Raw genomic sequence first — 17,246 nt, forward strand, 5'->3', positions numbered from 1 at the left:
GCGGATGACAGGAACTCCAGGACCGGGAGGTGTGGAATTATGGCTAATCTGACAGGTGAAATCTTTATCGATGGCTTATGGCTGACCGGTCACGGTCTGCCTTTCGAATCCGTACAGCCGGTCACCGGGGAAACTGTCTGGGACGGCACTGGCGCCAACCTGGAGGACGTCGATGCCGCCATCCGTGAGGCCCGCAATGCCTTTGTGAAATGGCAACGCAAGAGTTTTGCTGAGCGCCAGGCGGTGGTTGAGGCGTTCCGAGACTTGCTGGAAGCAAACAAAGAAGAGTTGGCACACCAGATTGGGCGGGAGACCGGCAAGCCGCTGTGGGAATCCCGCACCGAGGTGGCCGCGATGATTGGCAAGGTGGCGATCTCCATCAAAGCCTATAATGAGCGTACCGGTTACTCCGAGTCCGATGTGGCCGGCGGCCATGCAGTATTGCGGCACCGGCCCCACGGGGTGGTCGCCGTGTTCGGCCCCTATAACTTCCCGGGCCACCTGCCCAACGGACACATCGTGCCCGCCCTGCTGGCAGGCAACACTGTGGTGTTCAAGCCCAGCGAGCTGACCCCGGGCGTGGCGGAAATGACGGTCAAATTCTGGGAGAAGGCCGGCGTGCCCGATGGCGTAATCAACCTGGTGCAGGGTGGCGCAGATACCGGCCGGTCCCTGGCGGGCCACCCCTTGATTGACGGCCTGTTCTTCACCGGCAGCTCCACCGTCGGTCACCTGCTGCACCAGCAGTTCGGCGGCCAGCCCGAGAAAATCCTGGCCCTGGAAATGGGCGGCAACAACCCGCTGATCGTTCAGGATGTGGCGGATGTGGATGGTGCGGTCCACCACACCCTCCAGTCTGCGTTCCTGTCGGCGGGACAGCGCTGCACGTGCGCCCGGCGATTGCTGGTGCCCAAGGGCAAGAAAGGTGACCAGTTCCTGGACCGCCTCGTTGAAGTTGCCGGCAAGATCAAGGTCGGTGAGTTCGATGCCGATCCCCAGCCGTTCATGGGCTCGGTGATCTCCGTGGAAGCGGCGGACAAGCTGCTGGCCGCCCAGGCAAACATCCTGGAGCAGGGCGGCAAGTCGTTGCTGGAGATGAGACAGCTCAAGCCGGATACCGGCTTGCTGTCCCCGGGCATCATCGATGCAACCGGCCTGGAGCTCACCGATGAAGAATTCTTCGGTCCGTTGCTCACGGTTTATCGCTACAAGAGCTTCGATGAGGCGCTGGAGCTGGCCAACAATACCCGCTATGGCCTGTCAGCCGGCCTGCTGTCCGATGACCGCAAGCTCTATGACCGGCTGGTGGAAGAGGTCCGGGCCGGCATCGTGAACTGGAACCGGCCGTTGACCGGCGCCAGCAGTGCCGCGCCTTTCGGTGGCGTCGGTGCCAGCGGCAATCATCGCCCCAGCGCCTACTATGCGGCCGATTATTGCGCCTGGCCCATGGCCTCCCTGGAGGCCCGTAAGAGCGAATTGCCCGAGAGCCTGGCCCCGGGCCTGACCTTTGACTGACGGAATGAGATCCATGAGCCAACACGCGGTGGAAGCGAACTTTGATGGCCTGGTGGGGCCCACGCACAACTATGCCGGGTTGTCCTGGGGGAATGTCGCCTCCAAATCCAACGTCCGATCGGTCTCCAACCCAAAAGAGGCAGCGCTTCAGGGCCTGGCCAAAATGAAGCGGCTGGCCGACCGGGGTTATGTGCAGGGCATCCTGCCGCCCCACGAGCGGCCGCATCTCCCGACCCTGCGGGCGCTCGGATTCACCGGCTCCGATGCGGAAATCCTGACCAAAGTTGCGGCCGAGGCGCCTTCGATTCTGGCGGCAGTTTCCTCCGCTTCACCCATGTGGACCGCAAACGCTGCAACGGTCTCACCCAGTGCCGATACCACTGATCATCGGGTGCACTTCACGCCAGCGAACCTGAGCGCCAAGTTTCACCGGTCCATTGAGCATGAGGTGACCGGCCGCGCCCTGAAGGCCATCTTCACCGACGAGAGCTACTTCGCCCATCACCGGGCGTTGCCGTCGGTGAGCCATTTCGGGGATGAAGGGGCGGCCAACCATACCCGCCTGTGCAGCGGCTACGGTGAGCCCGGTGTGGAGTTGTTTGTCTACGGCCAGATTGCCTTCAACGAGGATGCCCCGGCGCCCGTGAAATACCCGGCCCGGCAGACTCTGGAGGCCTCACAGGCAATCGCACGGCTGCATGGTCTGAAGGACCGGAACCTGGTGTTCGCCCAGCAGAACCCGGCGGCCATTGATGCCGGCGTGTTCCATAACGACGTCATTGCTGTGGGCAATGGCAACACCCTGTTCTACCACGAGATGGCGTTCCTCGAAGAGGAGCGGGTGCTGGCGGATATCCGTTCCCGGCTTTCCGGGGCGGAGCTGGAGGCGGTCAGGGTCAGCAGCACTGACGTGCCCCTGGAAGACGCGGTCGCCTCCTACCTGTTCAACAGCCAGCTTCTGAATACGCCGGATGGGATGTTGCTGGCGGTGCCGGGTGAGTGCCGGGAAATCGAATCGGTCAGCCGGTACCTGGATTCCCTGCTGGCCTCCGGCGGTCCGATTACCTCGGTGGAGGTGTTCGATGTCAAACAGTCCATGCGTAACGGCGGTGGTCCGGCGTGTCTGAGGCTGCGGGTGGTACTGACCGACGATGAGCTCAAGGCGATCAACCGGGGCGTGATCCTCACGGATCAGCTTTACGAGCGGTTGACGACCTGGGTGGAGGCGCACTACCGGGATGAGCTGTCCCAGGAAGAGTTGGGCGATCCCATGTTGCTGGAAGAGGTGCGCAAGGCACTGGATGAGCTGACCGGTATCCTGGGGCTCGGCTCGATCTACGACTTCCAGCTTTGAGCTTTCACCCTTATGCGCTGATCGATGAGGTCAGCATGTCCATGGTGTGCCGGATGAGGGTGTCGGCGGAGAAATCGCTGGTGCCCTCGGCCATTTCCGCCTGGCATAACAAGATTACCCCGTGCAGGGCGCCCCGCAGGTAGAGCGCGGTCTCCATGGGATCACGAATCCGGTCGCGACTCATGGTGCCATCGGCAAGCCCCTTTTCGATAGCGCCCACCATCAGTTCCATCAGCTCGTTCTTGGAACACAGCATCTCGTTCGCCTGATTCTCATCCGCATCGGCCATGGCGGTGGAGGCTTTGGTCAGGGCAGAGAAGTAGTCCGGCTCGTCCTGGTAGAAGCGGTAATAGGCATCGCCCATGGCCCGGATCTGGGCCAGGCCTTCGCTCTGCGTTTTCCGCGCGTCCTCGAACCGGCTCACCAGGCTCTGGCCTGCCCGCAACATGATGCCGCGCTGAATCGCTGCCTTGTCCTTGAAGTACACGTACAGCAGGGCGCGGCTCAGGCTGGCGGTGCGGGCGATGTCGTCCATCGAGGTCTTGTCATACCCCTTCTCTGAAAACACCAGCTCCGCGGCATCCAGAATGGCATCGTAACGGGCCTGCTTTTCCCGTTCGCGCCGGGTTTTCAGTGGTTCACTCATGGGCCTTTCCGGTTGGTTCAAACATCCAGGTCATGATACCTGAAACCCGATAAGAACCGATTATTGACAATTTGTCAAAGAATGACATGATGTCTGGAAATGGGCAGGGTAATCCACGGAGGCGGTTGCCCCTATCCGAAGGCAGGGAAGGAAGGAACGGTTTATGACAATGCATCGACGTGTCGCAGTGGTGGTTCCCGTTGCGCTGTTCTCACTGTTGCTGGCGGGCTGTAAGGCCGGTGATGTGTCGCCGGAAACCCGGCAGCAGGCGGTTTCCGTCCGGGTGGCGGAAGTGGCCGGTGGCCAGGAGCAGGGCATTCCGCTCAGGTTCTCCGGCATTGTTCAGGCGGCTCAGCGCGCGACCCTGACTTTCCAGGTCAGCGGAACCCTGAAGCAGCGGTCGGTTGAGCTGGGTGAGACCGTGAAGGCCGGGGACGTACTGGCCCGCATCTACAACCCTGCCCTGGAACCGGCCACGGATTCCGCCCGGGCCCGGCTCGAAGAGCTGGAGACCCAGTACCAACAGGCGGCTAGGGAGTGGGAACGTTCCAGCCGCCTGCATGAGCGGGGCGTGGTCTCGGAGCAGGCGCTGGAACAGCTCGCCGCCCGCCGGGATAGCCTGAAAGCCAGTGTCGCCACGGCCGAGGCTTCCCTGGCGGAAGCAAGGCGGTTGCTGGAGGAGAGCACCCTGAAGGCGCCGTTTGCCGGACGGATCGAAGCCTTGCTGGTTGAGAAAGATGAGTTTGTCGCTGCCGGTCAGCCGGTGATGCGGTTGTCCTCGCCCAGTGGCCGGGAAGTGGAAGTGCGGCTGCCTGCCTATCTGCTGGACCATGTCGGCCTCGGACAACCGTTGCCGGTGTGGTCCGTCCATGACCGGACGCTACCGGCGGTGAACGGATCTGTCGTCGAGATTGCCCAGGGCAGTGCGATCCGGGGTGAACTTCACCCGGTGCTGGTCAGTCTGCCGGAAGCCTCCCTGGAGCCGGGGCAGCCGGTGGAGGTGGGTATTACCCCGACCCGTGTTCCGGCAATGACCGTGCCGCTGCTGTCGGTTCTCCGGGACTCCGAAGGCACCAGCGTGTTCCGGGTCCGCGATGACCGTGTTGATCGTATTCCGGTTCAGGTGCAACGAATCGTCGGTGAGCAAGTGGCAGTGCGTTCCGAGGCGCTGGCGCCCGGTGACCAGGTGGTTTATGCCGGCATGACCCGGCTGGCGGACGGCGATACCGTGGAGATCCGGCGATGACCCGCCGGCTGCTGAACGGTCAGCGCCTGCTTGGGATGGTGGTGACCATGCTGTGCCTGCTCGGAATCGCCGCCTACAGCACCATGCCCCGGCAGGAAGATCCTTCCTTTCCCTACCGCGCGGGCCTGATCACGGTAAACTATCCGGGCGCCAGTGCTGAGGCGGTGGAGCGGCTGGTCCTGCAGCCGCTGGCCGACGAACTTCGCCAGGTGGAGGAAGTGGAGTTCAGCCAGGGCACAGCACGTACCGGGGTGGCCCTGATGAGGCTGCGCCTGGAGGATCATATCTACGACACCGACCCGGCCTGGGACCGGGTGCGTCAGGCCATGGAACGGGCGAGGCTGGATTTCCCCGATGATGTGGGCCAGATGGCCCTGGACGACCGCCTGATCGATATCCCTGCCATTGTCCTGGCCGTTGCCGGCTCCCCGTCAGTCACCGAACTATCGACAGTCGCAGAGCGTTTGAAGCGCAACCTTGCCGATATTCCCGGCGTATCCCGCATCGAGCTTGAGGGCGACGCCGACGAGCAGATTACCCTGGCCCTCGATGATGCAGCGCTGTTCCGGCTGGGCATCTCGCCCTCCCGGGTACTGGATACCCTGGCAAGGCGCAATCAGACCATACCCGGCGGCTTTGTGGTGGTGGACGGCCGCCGGTTGTCGGTCCTGCCCAACAGTGAATTTGCCGACATTGATGCCATCCGCGCCACGCCTATTGAATTGCCCGACGGCTCCCAGGTACCGCTGGCGGCCGCTGCCGACGTCTGGCGCGGGCCTGCAGAACCGCGTCAACCGGAAACCTGGTACGACGGAGAACGGGTGGTGCTGGTTTCCCTCATCATGGAGGAGGGCACCACCGACGCCATCCGGTTTGGTGAACAGGTGCGCGAGCGGATCGAACAGTTGCGCCCGGAATTCGCCCCCTACCAGATCCGGGAAATGTTCTTCCAGCCGGACAAGGTGGAAGAACGGCTGGACAACCTGGCCTGGAGCCTGGTGCTGTCGGTCCTGATCATCGTTGGCGTGGTGTTCACCGGCATGGGGTTGCGCATGGGATTGCTGGTGGCCTCCATCCTGCCCATGGTGGCCATGATCAGTATCGGTCTGTACGACCTGGGCGGCGGTGTGCTGCATCAGGTGGCGGTTATCGGCATGGTGATCTCGCTGGGAATCCTGATCGACAACGCCATTGTCATCGTCGAAAACATCCAGGGCCAACTGGACCAGGGCATGCGACGGCTCGATGCTTTGCAGCAGGCCGTGGGCGAGCTGGCCGGGCCTTTGGGTGCTTCCACCGGTACCACCCTGGCTGCGTTTGCGCCGCTGTTACTCTCCAAGGGTGGTGCGGCGGACTTCACCCGGGGCGTTCCGGTGATGATCATGCTGACGCTGTCAGTCAGTTATTTGCTGGCGATCTCCGCCGTGCCATTGCTGGCGGCAAAATTCCTGAAGCCCCGGAAAAACATGCACCGTGACCGGCTGATCGGTCTGGCCCGCTTCCTCGGCAGACTGGTAGCGAATTACCCCAAGCGGCTGATTGCTGCCGGCGCGGTACTGGTAGCCATCAGCGTTGCCCTGACGCCCTTCACAGCCCAGCAATTCTTCCCCAACGCCGACCGCCCCAGGGTGATCGTGGAACTCTACATGCCCGAAGGCACCGACCAGGCCCGCACCGCCGAGGCCGCCGCCCGCCTGGAACGAGCCATCCGTAGCCAGCCTGAGGCCCTCGAGGTGCACCGCTTCGTCGGTTTCACCGGCCCGAGTTTCTATTACAACCTCCAGCGTGCACCCCAGGCGCCCAACCGGGCCCGGCTGGTGATTCGCACCCCGACCCTGGCGGACACCACCGAGATGGTGCGTTGGGTTCGGGCCCACGCCAGTGAACAGATGCCCGAGCTGGATCTCACCGTGGGTGTACTCGGGCAGGGGCCACCCCGTGCGGCGCCGGTTGAAATCCGCATCTACCATGCCGACGACGCCAAACGGACCAGAGCCGTTGAACAGGTGTTCGCAACCCTGCGCGGGGTGCCGGGAACCGTGGATGTCCGCCACGATCTGGACATCGGCGTGCCCAGCATTGCCATCAACGTCGATGACGCCTCCGCCGCCCGCTATGGCCTGAGCCGTGCCGATGTGGCCCAGAGCCTTTACGGGCAGAGTTTTGGCGTGGTGGCCGAACGCTACCGACAGGAAGAGGACCCCATCCCCCTGGTCCTGAGGTCCCGGGAAGGCACCTCATTGCCACTGTCCCGCCTGTTGTCCGTTAACATCTACAACAGCAATGGCGATGCCGTGCCCCTGGCGGCGGTCGCAAACGTGGAGACCAGCTGGGAGCCGGCGGCCCGTTACCTTCGGGATGGCGTACCGGTAAACACAGTCACTGCCAACCTGCTCAAAGGCTTCAGTTTCAGCCAGGCCCTCGATGGACTCTACGCCGGGCTTGAAAACAATCCGCTGCCTGAGGGTACCCGCATGGAAATGGGCGGCGATGCCGAAGGCTCCGGCGATGCCAATGGCGCCCTGCTCAAAGCCGCCCCCATCGGCGTGCTGCTGTTGCTGTTCTTCCTGCTGCTGCAGTTCAACTCCTTCCGCAGGGTCGGTGTTATTCTGTTGACCGTGCCCCTGGCTGCCGTCGGTATCTTCCCGGGCCTGGTACTCTCTGGTTCCCCCTTCGGCTTCCAGTCCCTTCTTGGGGTGATTGCGCTGGTAGGCATCGTGGTCAACAACGCCATCGTGCTGCTGGACGTCATGGACCGGGAACTGGAAAAGGGCCGGGACATCCGCGACGCCGTCCGCAGCGCGGTCGAACAGCGCACCCGCCCGATCCTGCTCACCACCGCCACCACCGTCGCCGGTTTGCTGCCGCTGGCGTTCTCCAGCAGCACCCTGTGGCCGCCGATGGCCTGGGCGATTATCTCCGGGTTGCTGGCCTCCACGGTGCTGACGCTGTTGGTGGTGCCGTCGGTTTGTGTGCAGGTGATTCGGGAGAGAGTGGCGGAGCCGGAGAATGCGCCGGCTTGAGGGGTGATGTGGAAGTGGGGTCAGAAGAAGGCTTTCTTCAGACCCCTGGGGTGGGCAGAGCCTTTGGGAGGTGGCTGGCTCCGGGGTAGGCCGGGGTCTGATGAACGCTTTCATCTGACCCCATCTTCACCTTTGCCTGGCCCGGATCATCAAGCCAACCCGCTGCCCCACAGGCACTTCCCGATTGGGAAACACAATCGCCTCCGGCACTTCGCCCACCCGATAGCAGGTCTCCCCGTCTTCCCAGATCACCGTGCCAGGCTCGTACTCGGTGAAATTGGCCACGTCGTCGGGAATATGAAACCGGAAATCGTCGCCGGTGTTCAGAATCTCATGAACCACCTCGAAGATGGTGAGGCGCTCATAGCCGGCTGATAGCCCGGGCGCAGGTTCCCCCCGAAACCGCCGTCGCAACGCATCCCGAATACCAGCGAACCGGCTGAGATCGTTCTGCCCGAACGGCCGCACCTTCCCGAGCTCCACCGTAAAACTCTCCGCCCCCAGTTCCGAGGACGTGAACGACGAAAACGTCGTACCCGCCTTGTGCTGCAGAAGCAGCGTTCCCACCTCCGCCTCCAGCAGGAATCGACACTGCTCGCCAGGAACCTCCCGCCCCTCGACAAACGGATAGAGCGCGAACTTCTCCCGAAGGGAAGGGCGAATTGCGGTATGCAGATCGTAATGGCTCAACGCCAACCCCGAATGCTTCCGCGCAAACTCCCGACACAACTGCTCAAGCTCGGCAGCACGGCTGGCCTCAGGCAGCCCCCGGTATTCGTCCCGGCCATGGGCACCGGCAAACAAACGATTCATGTTGACGTCAATAAAGCGCTCACCGGCAACCATGGCCGGCGGATTGCCCAGGATCAGCAACAGCGGGCAAGTGAGGGTCCACTCCCCTGAGAGGATTTCGTTGACGAGTTGGTTCAACACCTCAATCGGCGCCGTCTCGTTGCCGTGCACCCCGGCAGAAACAATCAGGGCTTCATGGTTTGGGTTGGTGTGCGTGGCGGCTGGAGTCAGTTCCAGAACTCCAACGGCCGGCCGAACGATGTCGGTTCCATCCGGAAGTCGAGTCAAAGCCGGGGGCAGTTCAGATGATGCGCAGGAAAGGGTGTGCGTGAGCCAATCGCCAGCAGACGGAAATAAAGTGTCGACTGAAGTCATTCTTGAATCCCCGAAACAAAGTATGGGGGCGGTCGGCGCATTGCTTCCCGGGAATGTTGAAGGCCAAGGATGGCCTGAAACAAGCGCACATGGACGTGCTCGTAGCGGTTCCCGGGAAGCAATGCGCCGACCGGCCCTTCACCATAAGCCGAGGCAAATGGGGCAAAACTAGGACCCAACGGGCCTCTGATGCCGCAAAAGATGATTCTCAAGCTTGCGGAAAGCAAACACCAGAATAAACGTCAGCGCCATATAAAGCAGCGCCACAAAAATAAACGCATCAAACGGCGCATAAAACCGGGAGTAAATATTCCGCGCCGCCCCCGTCAGATCCACAATGGTCACCACACTCGCAATCGCACTCGAATGCAGCATGAAAATCACCTCATTCGAATACGCCTGCACCGCCCGCCGGGCCGCACTCGGCAACACAATACGCCGCATCCGCAACCACCAGTTCATGCCATAGGCCTTCGCCGCCTCAATCTCCCCGGCCGGCGTCGACACAATCGCCCCCCGGATAATCTCCGTGGTATAGGCACAGGTATTCAGGGCGAACGCCAGCAGGGCAGGGTAGAACGGCTCCCGGAAAATCTCCCACCAGAAGGTCTCCTGGATACCGGGAATCTGGGCAATGCCATAGTAGATGATATACAGCTGGATCAGCAGTGGGGTACCGCGGAACAGATAGGTGTATAGCCAGACAGGCCCGGACACCAGCGGATTTTTCGAGGTGCGCAGAATCGCCAGCGGAACTGCGAACACCAGGCCGATCACCAGGGACAGGAACACCAGCTGCACCGTATTCACCAGGCCATCCCAGTATTGCATGATGGTCATGGCGGTGAAAATCTCGTTCTGGTTCAGCCACTGGGCAATAAAATCAGGCATGCCTTAACCCCCCTGAACCACGCCGACATTGGCCCGCTTGTTGAGCCACTTGATAAAGAGCTCCGAGCCTGCAGTCAGAATGAGATAAACCGCCGCCACCGGAATGAAGAAATGGAACGGCATCCGCTCCGCCTTGGCGGCTTCCTCGGCGACCCGGACCATATCGGTGAGACCGATGATGGACACCAGTGCCGTGGTTTTTAGCAGTACCTGCCAGTTATTACCTATGCCCGGCAGGGCGTGGCGCAGCATCTGTGGAAACATGATTCGCCGGAACGTATGCCAGCGGGTGAACCCGTAAGCCCTTGCCGCCTCGATCTGGCCGGTTTCTACCGCCAGGAAGGCTCCGCGGAACGTCTCCGTCATGTAGGCGCCGAAAATCAGCCCGATCGTAACCACCCCGGAGATGAACGGATCGAACTGGAAGAAAAAGTCGATTTCGTAGGCTTCCCAGATCCAGTCTGACAGCATGTTCACCGTCACCTGGCCGCCGTAATAGAACAGCAACATCATCACCAGATCGGGAATGCCCCGGACCACGGTGGTGTAGAAGGTTGCAATGGCTTTGGCGACACGGTTGCCGGACAGTTTCGAGGATGCGCCGATCAGGCCCAGAGTCAGGGCCAGGGCCAGGGAGAGGAACGCCAGTTCAATGGTGACCACTGCTCCGTCGAGCAGTTCCGGGCCATAGCCTTTCAGGTCGAGCATTGGGAAATCCGGTAGAGCGGGGCGGCCACAGGACCGCCCCGGGCAGTTTAGATCTTGATGTCGTAGTTGAAGTATTTCTTCATGATGGCGTCGTAGGTGCCATCATTTTTGAGTTTCTTCAGAGCCGCGTTCACCTTGTTGGCCAGATCCTCGTCACGCTTGCGCATGGCAACGGCAACGCCCTGGCCCAGCTTGACCGGCTTGCCAACTTCCTTGAAACCTTCCTGGGAAAGAATGGTCTGCTCACCTACCGGGTAATCCACAAACACCACGTCCAGGCGCTGACCTTCGAGGTCCAGAACCATGTCTTCAGCAGTGGTATAACGCTTGATGGTGGCGATGCCGCCAAATTCCTCGGTAGCGTGGGTGTCCATGGTGGTGCCACGCTGAACCCCGATGACCTTGCCTTCCATCTCTTCCTTGCTGGTCACATCAGCAGAGAAACCGTCGCGGGCGAACCAGCCACCCGGAGTGATGTAGTACGGGTCGGAGAACAGGACGCGCTCGGCCCGCTCTTCGGTGATGGACATGGACGAGAAGATGGCGTCGTACTTGCGAGCCAGCAGGCCCGGAATCATGCCATCCCACGCCTGGATGACGAATTCGCATTCAGCCTTGAGTTCCTCGCACATGGCTTCTGCCAGCTCGACTTCGAAGCCGGTCAGCTCGCCGTTTTCATCACGGTACTCGAACGGCTCATAGGGCACGTCGAAGGCCAGACGGATTTCTTTCCAGTCCTTGGCCTGGACCGTGCCGGCGGCCATGGCCAGGGCACAACTTGCTGCAACAATCAGTTTCTTCATGTGTCACTTCTCCAATTTTATGCCTTGTGGGCTATTTTTTAGGTATTTTTATTCCGACACAGGTCAAGATAGCACTCAGCGTCAGAACTTGGGAGCCAGGAACTGTTTCATGCGCTCCGAGTCAGGGTTATCGAACACTTTTTGAGGCGACCCCTGTTCCTCGATCACGCCCTGATGCAAAAACAGGACCTGATTTGACACATCCTTTGCAAACGCCATTTCGTGGGTGACCACGATCATGGTGCGGCCTTCCTCGGCCAGGCTTTGCATGACCCTCAGCACCTCGCCCACCAGTTCCGGGTCGAGCGCCGATGTGGGTTCGTCAAACAGCATCACTTCCGGTTCCATGGCGAGTGCCCGGGCAATCGCAGCACGTTGCTGCTGGCCGCCGGACATCTGGGCCGGGTAGTAATCCTTGCGTTCGTAGATGCCGACTTTCTGGAGATAGGCCTCGGCGCGCTCGATGGCTTCCTTTTTGGGGACCTTGAGCACGTTTACCGGCGCTTCAATGATGTTTTCCAGCACCGTCATGTGAGACCAGAGATTGAAGCTCTGGAAGACCATGGAAAGCTTGGAACGGATCTGCTCAACCTGTTTGTTATCGGCCGGAATCCGTTCACCTTTGCGGTTCGTGGTGAACCGGATCGGGTCACCGTGCACGATAATGTCGCCGGAGGTGGGTGTTTCCAGCAGGTTGATGCAGCGCAGGAAGGTACTCTTGCCGGAGCCGGAGCTGCCAATCAGGGACACCACGTCGCCTTTGCGGGTCTCCAGTGACACTCCCTTGAGTACTTCAAGCTTGCCAAAGGTCTTGTGAATGTCCCTGCAGATCAATGGAGCTTGGTCCGCCATGGGTGACTCCTGAGATTTAGTTCAAAGGCGCATGTTTTACGGACTGTGACGGCCGAAATCAATACCTGATTGGTCAGGATTGCGACCGTTCGGCATCAATTGGGCGCGGATCACCTTGCTTCCCTGCTGTTCCATATCTTTCAGCGCGTCGCTGACAAAGCGTACGTGGGCGGTTGCTACCTTCTGGGCTGCCGCCGGTTTGCAGTTCATGATGGCATCATAGAGCTGCCGGTGCTGACGCACGATGGTCTTGCGCATCTCCTCCCGGGGATTGAGGTTGGCGACCGCCGCATGCACCGTCAACAGCATCATGCTTTTCAGACCGCTCAGAAGGTGGACCAGCACCGGGTTGTGTGAGGCTTCCACGATCGCCTGGTGAAAACCGTGGTCCGGTTTGGCGTTGCTCAGCGGATCGGTGTCTTCCAGTGCCCGGAAAGCCTTGGTAATACGGTGCCGGTCGAGGCTGGTGGCGCGTTGGGCTGCCAGGAACGCCGCCTGTCCCTCAAGCTGTTCCCGAACCTCGAGCAAGTCATAAAGGGTGCGCGGATGCCCCTCGTAAAGCTGCATCAGGGGGCTTTGTTCTTCGAACTCGCCGGTCTCCGGAACCAGGCTGGCAACAAAGGAACCCTTGCCGTGCCGGGTTTCGATCACGCCACGGCCCTGTAATTCATGCAGGGCTTCGCGGATGATCGCCCGGGACACGCGCAGGCGTGCTGCGAGCTGCCGCTCGGATGGAATCTTCTGTCCCGGAGCCAGCCCACCATCAAGGATGAGGCGCTCCAGCCGATATGAGATTTCCTGGGAAATAGCCATGGGATTGCCCGTGTGAATCGTGGTCTGACCAGTGACCCTTGTAATTGTCTGTGATTGGTCCATCAACCAATGTGCTCCCAAGCCCCGTAAATATGGCTTATGGAGCTGTATTCGTCCATTTACCATACAGGAAAAACTGGTCTGACCAGTAGCGTCGCGACTGGACTAAATGCGATTTGGCTACGAATATCTTTGTAATGTCGGCCTGTGCGCCGGCGTTAGACCTGACGCTGACTAAAAAAACAATGCTAACGGAGACGTCTCGATGACCTCGAACAAGCACATCCGTAATAACTGTGACACCGGTGAGACCCCTCCTCGCCGCAATTTCCTGAAAACCGCTGCCGTTGGCGCCGCTTTCGCGGGCGCAATGATGATGGGCGCCGGCCAGGCCCATGCCGCCACTACCTGGAAGATCCAGTCTGTATGGGATGCCGGTACCGTCGGCTATGATCTGTTCGAAGAATGGTGCAACAGCATGGAAGAGAAGTCCGGCGGCGAGCTGATCTTCAAGCCGTTCCCGGCCAAGGCCGTTGCTGCCGACAATAACGCCCTGTTCGATTCCGTTCGTAACGGCGTTCTGCAGGGTATGAACCCGTTCACCCTGTACTGGTCCGGCAAGATTCCGGCCTCCGTATTCCTGTCTTCCTACCCCGCCGGTCCGGACCAGCCTCACCAGTGGGACACCATGTTCTACTCCATGGGCATGCTGGAAAAGACCCGGGAAATCTACAAGAAGTACGGCCTGTTCTACGTTGGCCCGATCCAGCACGACGCCAACATCATCCACTCCAAGAAGCCGGTAAACAGCCTTGAAGACCTCAAGGGCATGAAGATCCGTGTGCCGGGTGGCATGGTGGCCGAGGTATTCCAGCAGTTCGGTGTTTCCACCGTGAGCCTGCCGGGTTCCGACATCTTCCCGGCCCTGGAGAAGGGCACCATCGACGCGGCTGACTACGTAGGCCCCGCGGTGAACTGGGAACTGGGCTTCTCCCAGGTGACCGACTACATCATGTTCGGACCTCCTGGCGTCATGTCCGTCTACCAGCCGGTGGACCTGATGGACCTGACCGTCAACCTGCGCGCCTGGAACGCCCTGGATCCAAAACTCCAGCAATTGGTTGAGGACGAAGTGCGCAACTATTCCCAGAAGCACTACCTGACCATTCAGAAGCGCAACATCGAAGCCATGGAGAAGTTCAAGGAAGCGGGCGACACCGTTACCCGTCTGAGCCAGGAAGACCTCCAGGAATTCCGTCGCGCGGCCATTCCGATCTGGTACAAGTGGGCCAACAAGGATGAGGACGCCCGTGCCATCTTCGACATGCAGCTCGAGTACATGATGAACGAGACTGTGGGCTATGTTGACGAGTCTGACCTTGAGGGTGTGCCGGGCCGGTAACGCCTTCTTGAATCAATAAAAAAAGAAACGAGGGGAAGGACAGGGACAGCTCCGAAGGAGACGTTCCGCCTTCCCCGTTTTGTGGCTGAGGATGCAACAACATGTCTGATCTTGAAGGTTTCGGATTCGTATTGCCGCACTGGTTCTACTGGGGCTGGCTTGCGGTCATGCCGCTGATCATGATGGCCTGGGACAAGTGGAGTAGTGGCCATGGAGGCGAGACTGCCGAACCGGAATTGACACCGGGCGAGCTGCAGGCGGAAGAGGACGACCCGCTGATCTATCTCCAGTTCGAGGGCAACTGGTTTACCAAGGTGGTTGACTGGATTTGTGACAAGTCCGGTCTGTTCGTGTCGTTCTGGACGGTGAATGCCGTCGTGTTCTATTTCTTTGAAGTGGTCATGCGCTACCTCTTCAACATGCCGACCATCTGGGTGCATGAATCCAGCTTTCTATTGCTGGGCATGCAGTACCTGCTGGCCGGAGCGTTCGCCATGCTTCACGGCGCCCACGTGCGGGTTGACGTGATGTATAACCTGTTGCCGGTACGGGGCAGGGTCGGCATGGATATCTTTACCTCCATGTTCTTCTTCATGTTCGCTCTGGTACTGCTGATTACCTCCTGGACCTTCTTCCAGAACTCCTACTCCATGAATGAAACCACGGTTGAGACCTGGGGCATCCAGTACTGGCCGGTGAAAGGCATGATGGTACTGGGTTCATTCCTTCTGTTACTGGCAGGCATATCCAAGCTGATCAAGGATATCGTCCTGTTCGTCCGTCTTGGCCGGGAGCGCACCGCATGAGCACAAATACAACAACTGCGCCGGGCAGCAACCTGATCGGTAAGCTGAGCACCTGGCTGATGATTGCCGCCACTGTGGCGCTGGCTTTCATCATCTGTGTTGAGATGATCAACATTCTTTTCTACGACCCCTGGAGCGATGAGAAATTCCTGTTCAAGCTCGCGGGCAGTCTTTCGGACGTCAAGATCGGGCCTCTGACCTATCTGATGTTCGGTTCCCTGGCCGTGGCCCTGATGATGGGCCTGCCGCTGGCATTCGTGACCGGCGGCCTCGGCGTCATGTTCATCTATCTGGTGGGCGACTCGCTGATGCTTAACATCGTGCCGAGCCGCATCTTCCCGATGATGACCAACTCCGACCTGGCCGCGATACCGCTGTTCATCTTCATGGCCTCCATGCTGGAGCGCGCGGGCCTGATCGAGGAAATGTTCAGTGTGGTCTACAAGTGGATGGGCGGCCTCAGTGGCGGTCTGGCAACAGCCACCATCCTGGCCTCAACCATTCTCGCGGCCATGGTGGGCGTTATCGGGGCCGCAGTGGTCACTATGGGTATCATTGCCCTGCCGGCGATGCTCAAGCGTGGCTATGACCACAAGATTGCACTCGGTTCGATCATGGCCGGTGGTACCCTCGGGATCCTGATTCCGCCGTCGATTCTGGCCATCCTCTATGCCGTTGTGGCACAGCAGTCGGTGGGAGAACTGTACCTCGGTTCCATCATTCCGGGCCTGCTGCTGTCCGGCTTCTACATTGCGTATGTGCTGATCCGCAGCTGGATCAACCCGAAGCTGGGCCCCCCAGTGCCGGTGGAAGAGCGCATTTCCTTCAGGGAAAAGCTCCTTCTCCTGAAAAGCCTGATCGCTCCGCTGATCCTGGTGTTCCTGGTGCTGGGCCTGCTGTTCGGTGGTATTGCAACGCCCGTTGAGGCCGCTGGTATCGGTTCCTTCGGTGCCATCGTGGTTGCCATGATGCATGGCAAGTTCTCTATCGGTGGCCTCAAGGAGGCATCCGTGACCACCGCCAAGGCATCCGCCATGGTGCTGTGGATCATGTTTGGTGCCTCGGTGTTCGTTGGCTTCTACATCCTGCAGGGCGGTCAGCAGTTTGTGACGGATGCCATTCTCGGAACCGGTCTGTCGGCCTACGGCATCCTGTTCCTGCTGATGGTACTGCTGGTCATTCTCGGCATGTTCCTGGACTGGGTAGGCATTCTGCTGCTGGCAGTGCCCATCTTCATTCCGATCGTCGAAGCACTGGAATTCCCGGGCCTGCTGGGCTTCCCGCCGGTGGCCGGTGAGGACGTGGTGCTCTGGTTCGGTGTGCTCTACCTGGTCAACATGCAGATGTCCTTCCTCAGTCCGCCGTTCGGCTACGCGCTGTTCTACATCCGCGGCGTATGCCCGCCGGAAATCTCCATGGGCACGATCTTCAAGTCGTCCCTGGTGTTCCTGGCGATCCAGGCCTTCGGACTGTTCATGTGTATTCTCATCCCCGGCATCGTCACCTGGCTGCCAGGGCTGGTTTACGGTTAATCAATTCAAGGAGTAAAACGATATGTTGACGATCAATCGGCTGGATATTGCCGACGCACGGATCCTGATTGAAGGCGCGGCTGAAAAAGCCCGCGAGATCGGTGTTCCCATGTGCATCGCGGTGGTTGACGAGTCTGGTAACCTGATTGCGTTCGAGCGTATGGACGGCGGCAAGATCACCAGTGTGACCATTGCCCAGGACAAGGCGTTCACCGCAGCGGCAGCCAAGAAAGCCACCCACGACTACAACAAGGTGAACACGCCGGGTAGTCTGGCCTTCGGTATCCATACGGAAGTGGGCTGTCGCATCAGCTCCGTCGGTGGCGGCCTGCCGGTGATCGTCAACGGTGAGGTAGTCGGTGGTATCGGTCTCAGCTCGGGCACGCCACAGCAGGACATGGACTGCGCCCAGGCGGGTATCGACTATTTCGAAACCAAACGCAAGTAAGCGCTGTCTCACCTGAACGGGCGGGCAATCGGGCCCGCCC

15 protein-coding genes are annotated in these 17,246 nt (G+C 60.2%); 8 read left to right on the forward strand and 7 right to left on the reverse strand.

Features of this window, described 5'->3' with window-relative positions:
* Window positions 1-39: 39 nt before the first annotated feature.
* Together astD and astB are read left to right on the forward strand one after the other, a co-directional pair.
* Window positions 40-1,515 (forward strand): succinylglutamate-semialdehyde dehydrogenase, encoded by a 1,476-nt coding sequence (astD, locus tag DET50_RS03525; protein WP_113861489.1) that lies wholly within the window; start codon window positions 40-42, stop codon window positions 1,513-1,515.
* A gap of 13 nt (window positions 1,516-1,528) precedes the next feature.
* Complete coding sequence (gene astB / locus DET50_RS03530; protein WP_113861490.1) at window positions 1,529-2,869, forward strand: N-succinylarginine dihydrolase; 1,341 nt, start codon at window positions 1,529-1,531, stop codon at window positions 2,867-2,869.
* A gap of 10 nt (window positions 2,870-2,879) precedes the next feature.
* Here the strand turns inward: astB and DET50_RS03535 are convergent, their stop codons facing one another.
* Window positions 2,880-3,515, reverse strand: a complete 636-nt coding sequence (locus tag DET50_RS03535; RefSeq protein ID WP_113861491.1) for a TetR/AcrR family transcriptional regulator — start codon at window positions 3,513-3,515, stop codon at window positions 2,880-2,882.
* A 163-nt stretch (window positions 3,516-3,678) separates the two neighbouring features.
* Between DET50_RS03535 and DET50_RS03540 the strand changes: the two genes are divergently transcribed.
* Complete coding sequence (locus tag DET50_RS03540; RefSeq protein ID WP_113861492.1) at window positions 3,679-4,761, forward strand: efflux RND transporter periplasmic adaptor subunit; 1,083 nt, start codon at window positions 3,679-3,681, stop codon at window positions 4,759-4,761.
* Window positions 4,758-7,784, forward strand: coding sequence for an efflux RND transporter permease subunit (locus tag DET50_RS03545; protein ID WP_113861493.1), 3,027 nt, complete (start codon window positions 4,758-4,760; stop codon window positions 7,782-7,784). The genes DET50_RS03540 and DET50_RS03545 overlap by 4 nt, the downstream gene beginning before the upstream one ends.
* Before the next feature lie 126 nt (window positions 7,785-7,910).
* On the opposite strand, the gene astE is transcribed toward DET50_RS03545, so the two are convergent.
* The 6 genes from astE to DET50_RS03575 all read right to left on the reverse strand — a co-directional run bounded on the left by astE (window position 7,911) and on the right by DET50_RS03575 (window position 13,018).
* On the reverse strand, window positions 7,911-8,951 hold the full coding sequence (astE, locus tag DET50_RS03550) for a succinylglutamate desuccinylase (RefSeq protein WP_113861494.1): 1,041 nt from the start codon (window positions 8,949-8,951) through the stop codon (window positions 7,911-7,913).
* Between the two features lie 168 nt (window positions 8,952-9,119).
* Window positions 9,120-9,842, reverse strand: a complete 723-nt coding sequence (locus tag DET50_RS03555; protein ID WP_113861495.1) for an ABC transporter permease — start codon at window positions 9,840-9,842, stop codon at window positions 9,120-9,122.
* A gap of 3 nt (window positions 9,843-9,845) precedes the next feature.
* On the reverse strand, window positions 9,846-10,550 hold the full coding sequence (locus DET50_RS03560; protein WP_113861496.1) for an ABC transporter permease: 705 nt from the start codon (window positions 10,548-10,550) through the stop codon (window positions 9,846-9,848).
* 47 nt (window positions 10,551-10,597) lie between these two features.
* The gene (locus DET50_RS03565; protein WP_113861497.1) at window positions 10,598-11,353 is read right to left on the reverse strand and encodes a transporter substrate-binding domain-containing protein; all 756 of its coding nucleotides are present in this window, start codon (window positions 11,351-11,353) and stop codon (window positions 10,598-10,600) included.
* Window positions 11,354-11,434: 81 nt separating this feature from the next.
* Complete coding sequence (locus DET50_RS03570; RefSeq protein ID WP_113861498.1) at window positions 11,435-12,205, reverse strand: ABC transporter ATP-binding protein; 771 nt, start codon at window positions 12,203-12,205, stop codon at window positions 11,435-11,437.
* Between the two features lie 36 nt (window positions 12,206-12,241).
* Window positions 12,242-13,018: an FCD domain-containing protein gene (locus DET50_RS03575; protein ID WP_113861499.1), complete on the reverse strand. Its 777-nt coding sequence runs from the start codon at window positions 13,016-13,018 to the stop codon at window positions 12,242-12,244.
* A gap of 376 nt (window positions 13,019-13,394) precedes the next feature.
* Here DET50_RS03575 and dctP point away from each other — a divergent pair, with 376 nt between their 5' ends.
* The 4 genes from dctP to DET50_RS03595 all read left to right on the forward strand — a co-directional run bounded on the left by dctP (window position 13,395) and on the right by DET50_RS03595 (window position 17,206).
* Window positions 13,395-14,420, forward strand: a complete 1,026-nt coding sequence (gene dctP / locus DET50_RS03580) for a TRAP transporter substrate-binding protein DctP (protein ID WP_220150123.1) — start codon at window positions 13,395-13,397, stop codon at window positions 14,418-14,420.
* 101 nt (window positions 14,421-14,521) lie between these two features.
* A complete protein-coding gene (locus tag DET50_RS03585; protein WP_113861501.1) occupies window positions 14,522-15,226 on the forward strand; it encodes a TRAP transporter small permease subunit in 705 nt (234 codons plus the stop codon).
* Window positions 15,223-16,758, forward strand: a complete 1,536-nt coding sequence (locus DET50_RS03590) for a TRAP transporter large permease (RefSeq protein ID WP_113861502.1) — start codon at window positions 15,223-15,225, stop codon at window positions 16,756-16,758. Before DET50_RS03585 ends, DET50_RS03590 begins: the two co-directional genes overlap by 4 nt.
* A 22-nt stretch (window positions 16,759-16,780) precedes the next feature.
* On the forward strand, window positions 16,781-17,206 hold the full coding sequence (locus DET50_RS03595) for a GlcG/HbpS family heme-binding protein (RefSeq protein ID WP_092006440.1): 426 nt from the start codon (window positions 16,781-16,783) through the stop codon (window positions 17,204-17,206).
* The last annotated feature ends 40 nt before the right edge of the window (window positions 17,207-17,246 follow it).

This window comes from Marinobacter pelagius, assembly GCF_003315345.1.
In the GTDB taxonomy this organism is placed as follows: domain Bacteria; phylum Pseudomonadota; class Gammaproteobacteria; order Pseudomonadales; family Oleiphilaceae; genus Marinobacter; species Marinobacter pelagius_A.

What these genes read in the sequence shown, in the direction of transcription:
- astD (WP_113861489.1), top strand. Translation starts at nt 40, where the DNA reads ATGGCTAATCTGACAGGTGAAATCTTTATCGATGGCTTATGGCTGACC.
- astB (WP_113861490.1), top strand. Translation starts at nt 1,529, where the DNA reads ATGAGCCAACACGCGGTGGAAGCGAACTTTGATGGCCTGGTGGGGCCC.
- DET50_RS03535 (WP_113861491.1), bottom strand. Translation starts at nt 3,515, where the DNA reads ATGAGTGAACCACTGAAAACCCGGCGCGAACGGGAAAAGCAGGCCCGT.
- DET50_RS03540 (WP_113861492.1), top strand. Translation starts at nt 3,679, where the DNA reads ATGACAATGCATCGACGTGTCGCAGTGGTGGTTCCCGTTGCGCTGTTC.
- DET50_RS03545 (WP_113861493.1), top strand. Translation starts at nt 4,758, where the DNA reads ATGACCCGCCGGCTGCTGAACGGTCAGCGCCTGCTTGGGATGGTGGTG.
- astE (WP_113861494.1), bottom strand. Translation starts at nt 8,951, where the DNA reads ATGACTTCAGTCGACACTTTATTTCCGTCTGCTGGCGATTGGCTCACG.
- DET50_RS03555 (WP_113861495.1), bottom strand. Translation starts at nt 9,842, where the DNA reads ATGCCTGATTTTATTGCCCAGTGGCTGAACCAGAACGAGATTTTCACC.
- DET50_RS03560 (WP_113861496.1), bottom strand. Translation starts at nt 10,550, where the DNA reads ATGCTCGACCTGAAAGGCTATGGCCCGGAACTGCTCGACGGAGCAGTG.
- DET50_RS03565 (WP_113861497.1), bottom strand. Translation starts at nt 11,353, where the DNA reads ATGAAGAAACTGATTGTTGCAGCAAGTTGTGCCCTGGCCATGGCCGCC.
- DET50_RS03570 (WP_113861498.1), bottom strand. Translation starts at nt 12,205, where the DNA reads ATGGCGGACCAAGCTCCATTGATCTGCAGGGACATTCACAAGACCTTT.
- DET50_RS03575 (WP_113861499.1), bottom strand. Translation starts at nt 13,018, where the DNA reads ATGGCTATTTCCCAGGAAATCTCATATCGGCTGGAGCGCCTCATCCTT.
- dctP (WP_220150123.1), top strand. Translation starts at nt 13,395, where the DNA reads ATGGGCGCCGGCCAGGCCCATGCCGCCACTACCTGGAAGATCCAGTCT.
- DET50_RS03585 (WP_113861501.1), top strand. Translation starts at nt 14,522, where the DNA reads ATGTCTGATCTTGAAGGTTTCGGATTCGTATTGCCGCACTGGTTCTAC.
- DET50_RS03590 (WP_113861502.1), top strand. Translation starts at nt 15,223, where the DNA reads ATGAGCACAAATACAACAACTGCGCCGGGCAGCAACCTGATCGGTAAG.
- DET50_RS03595 (WP_092006440.1), top strand. Translation starts at nt 16,781, where the DNA reads ATGTTGACGATCAATCGGCTGGATATTGCCGACGCACGGATCCTGATT.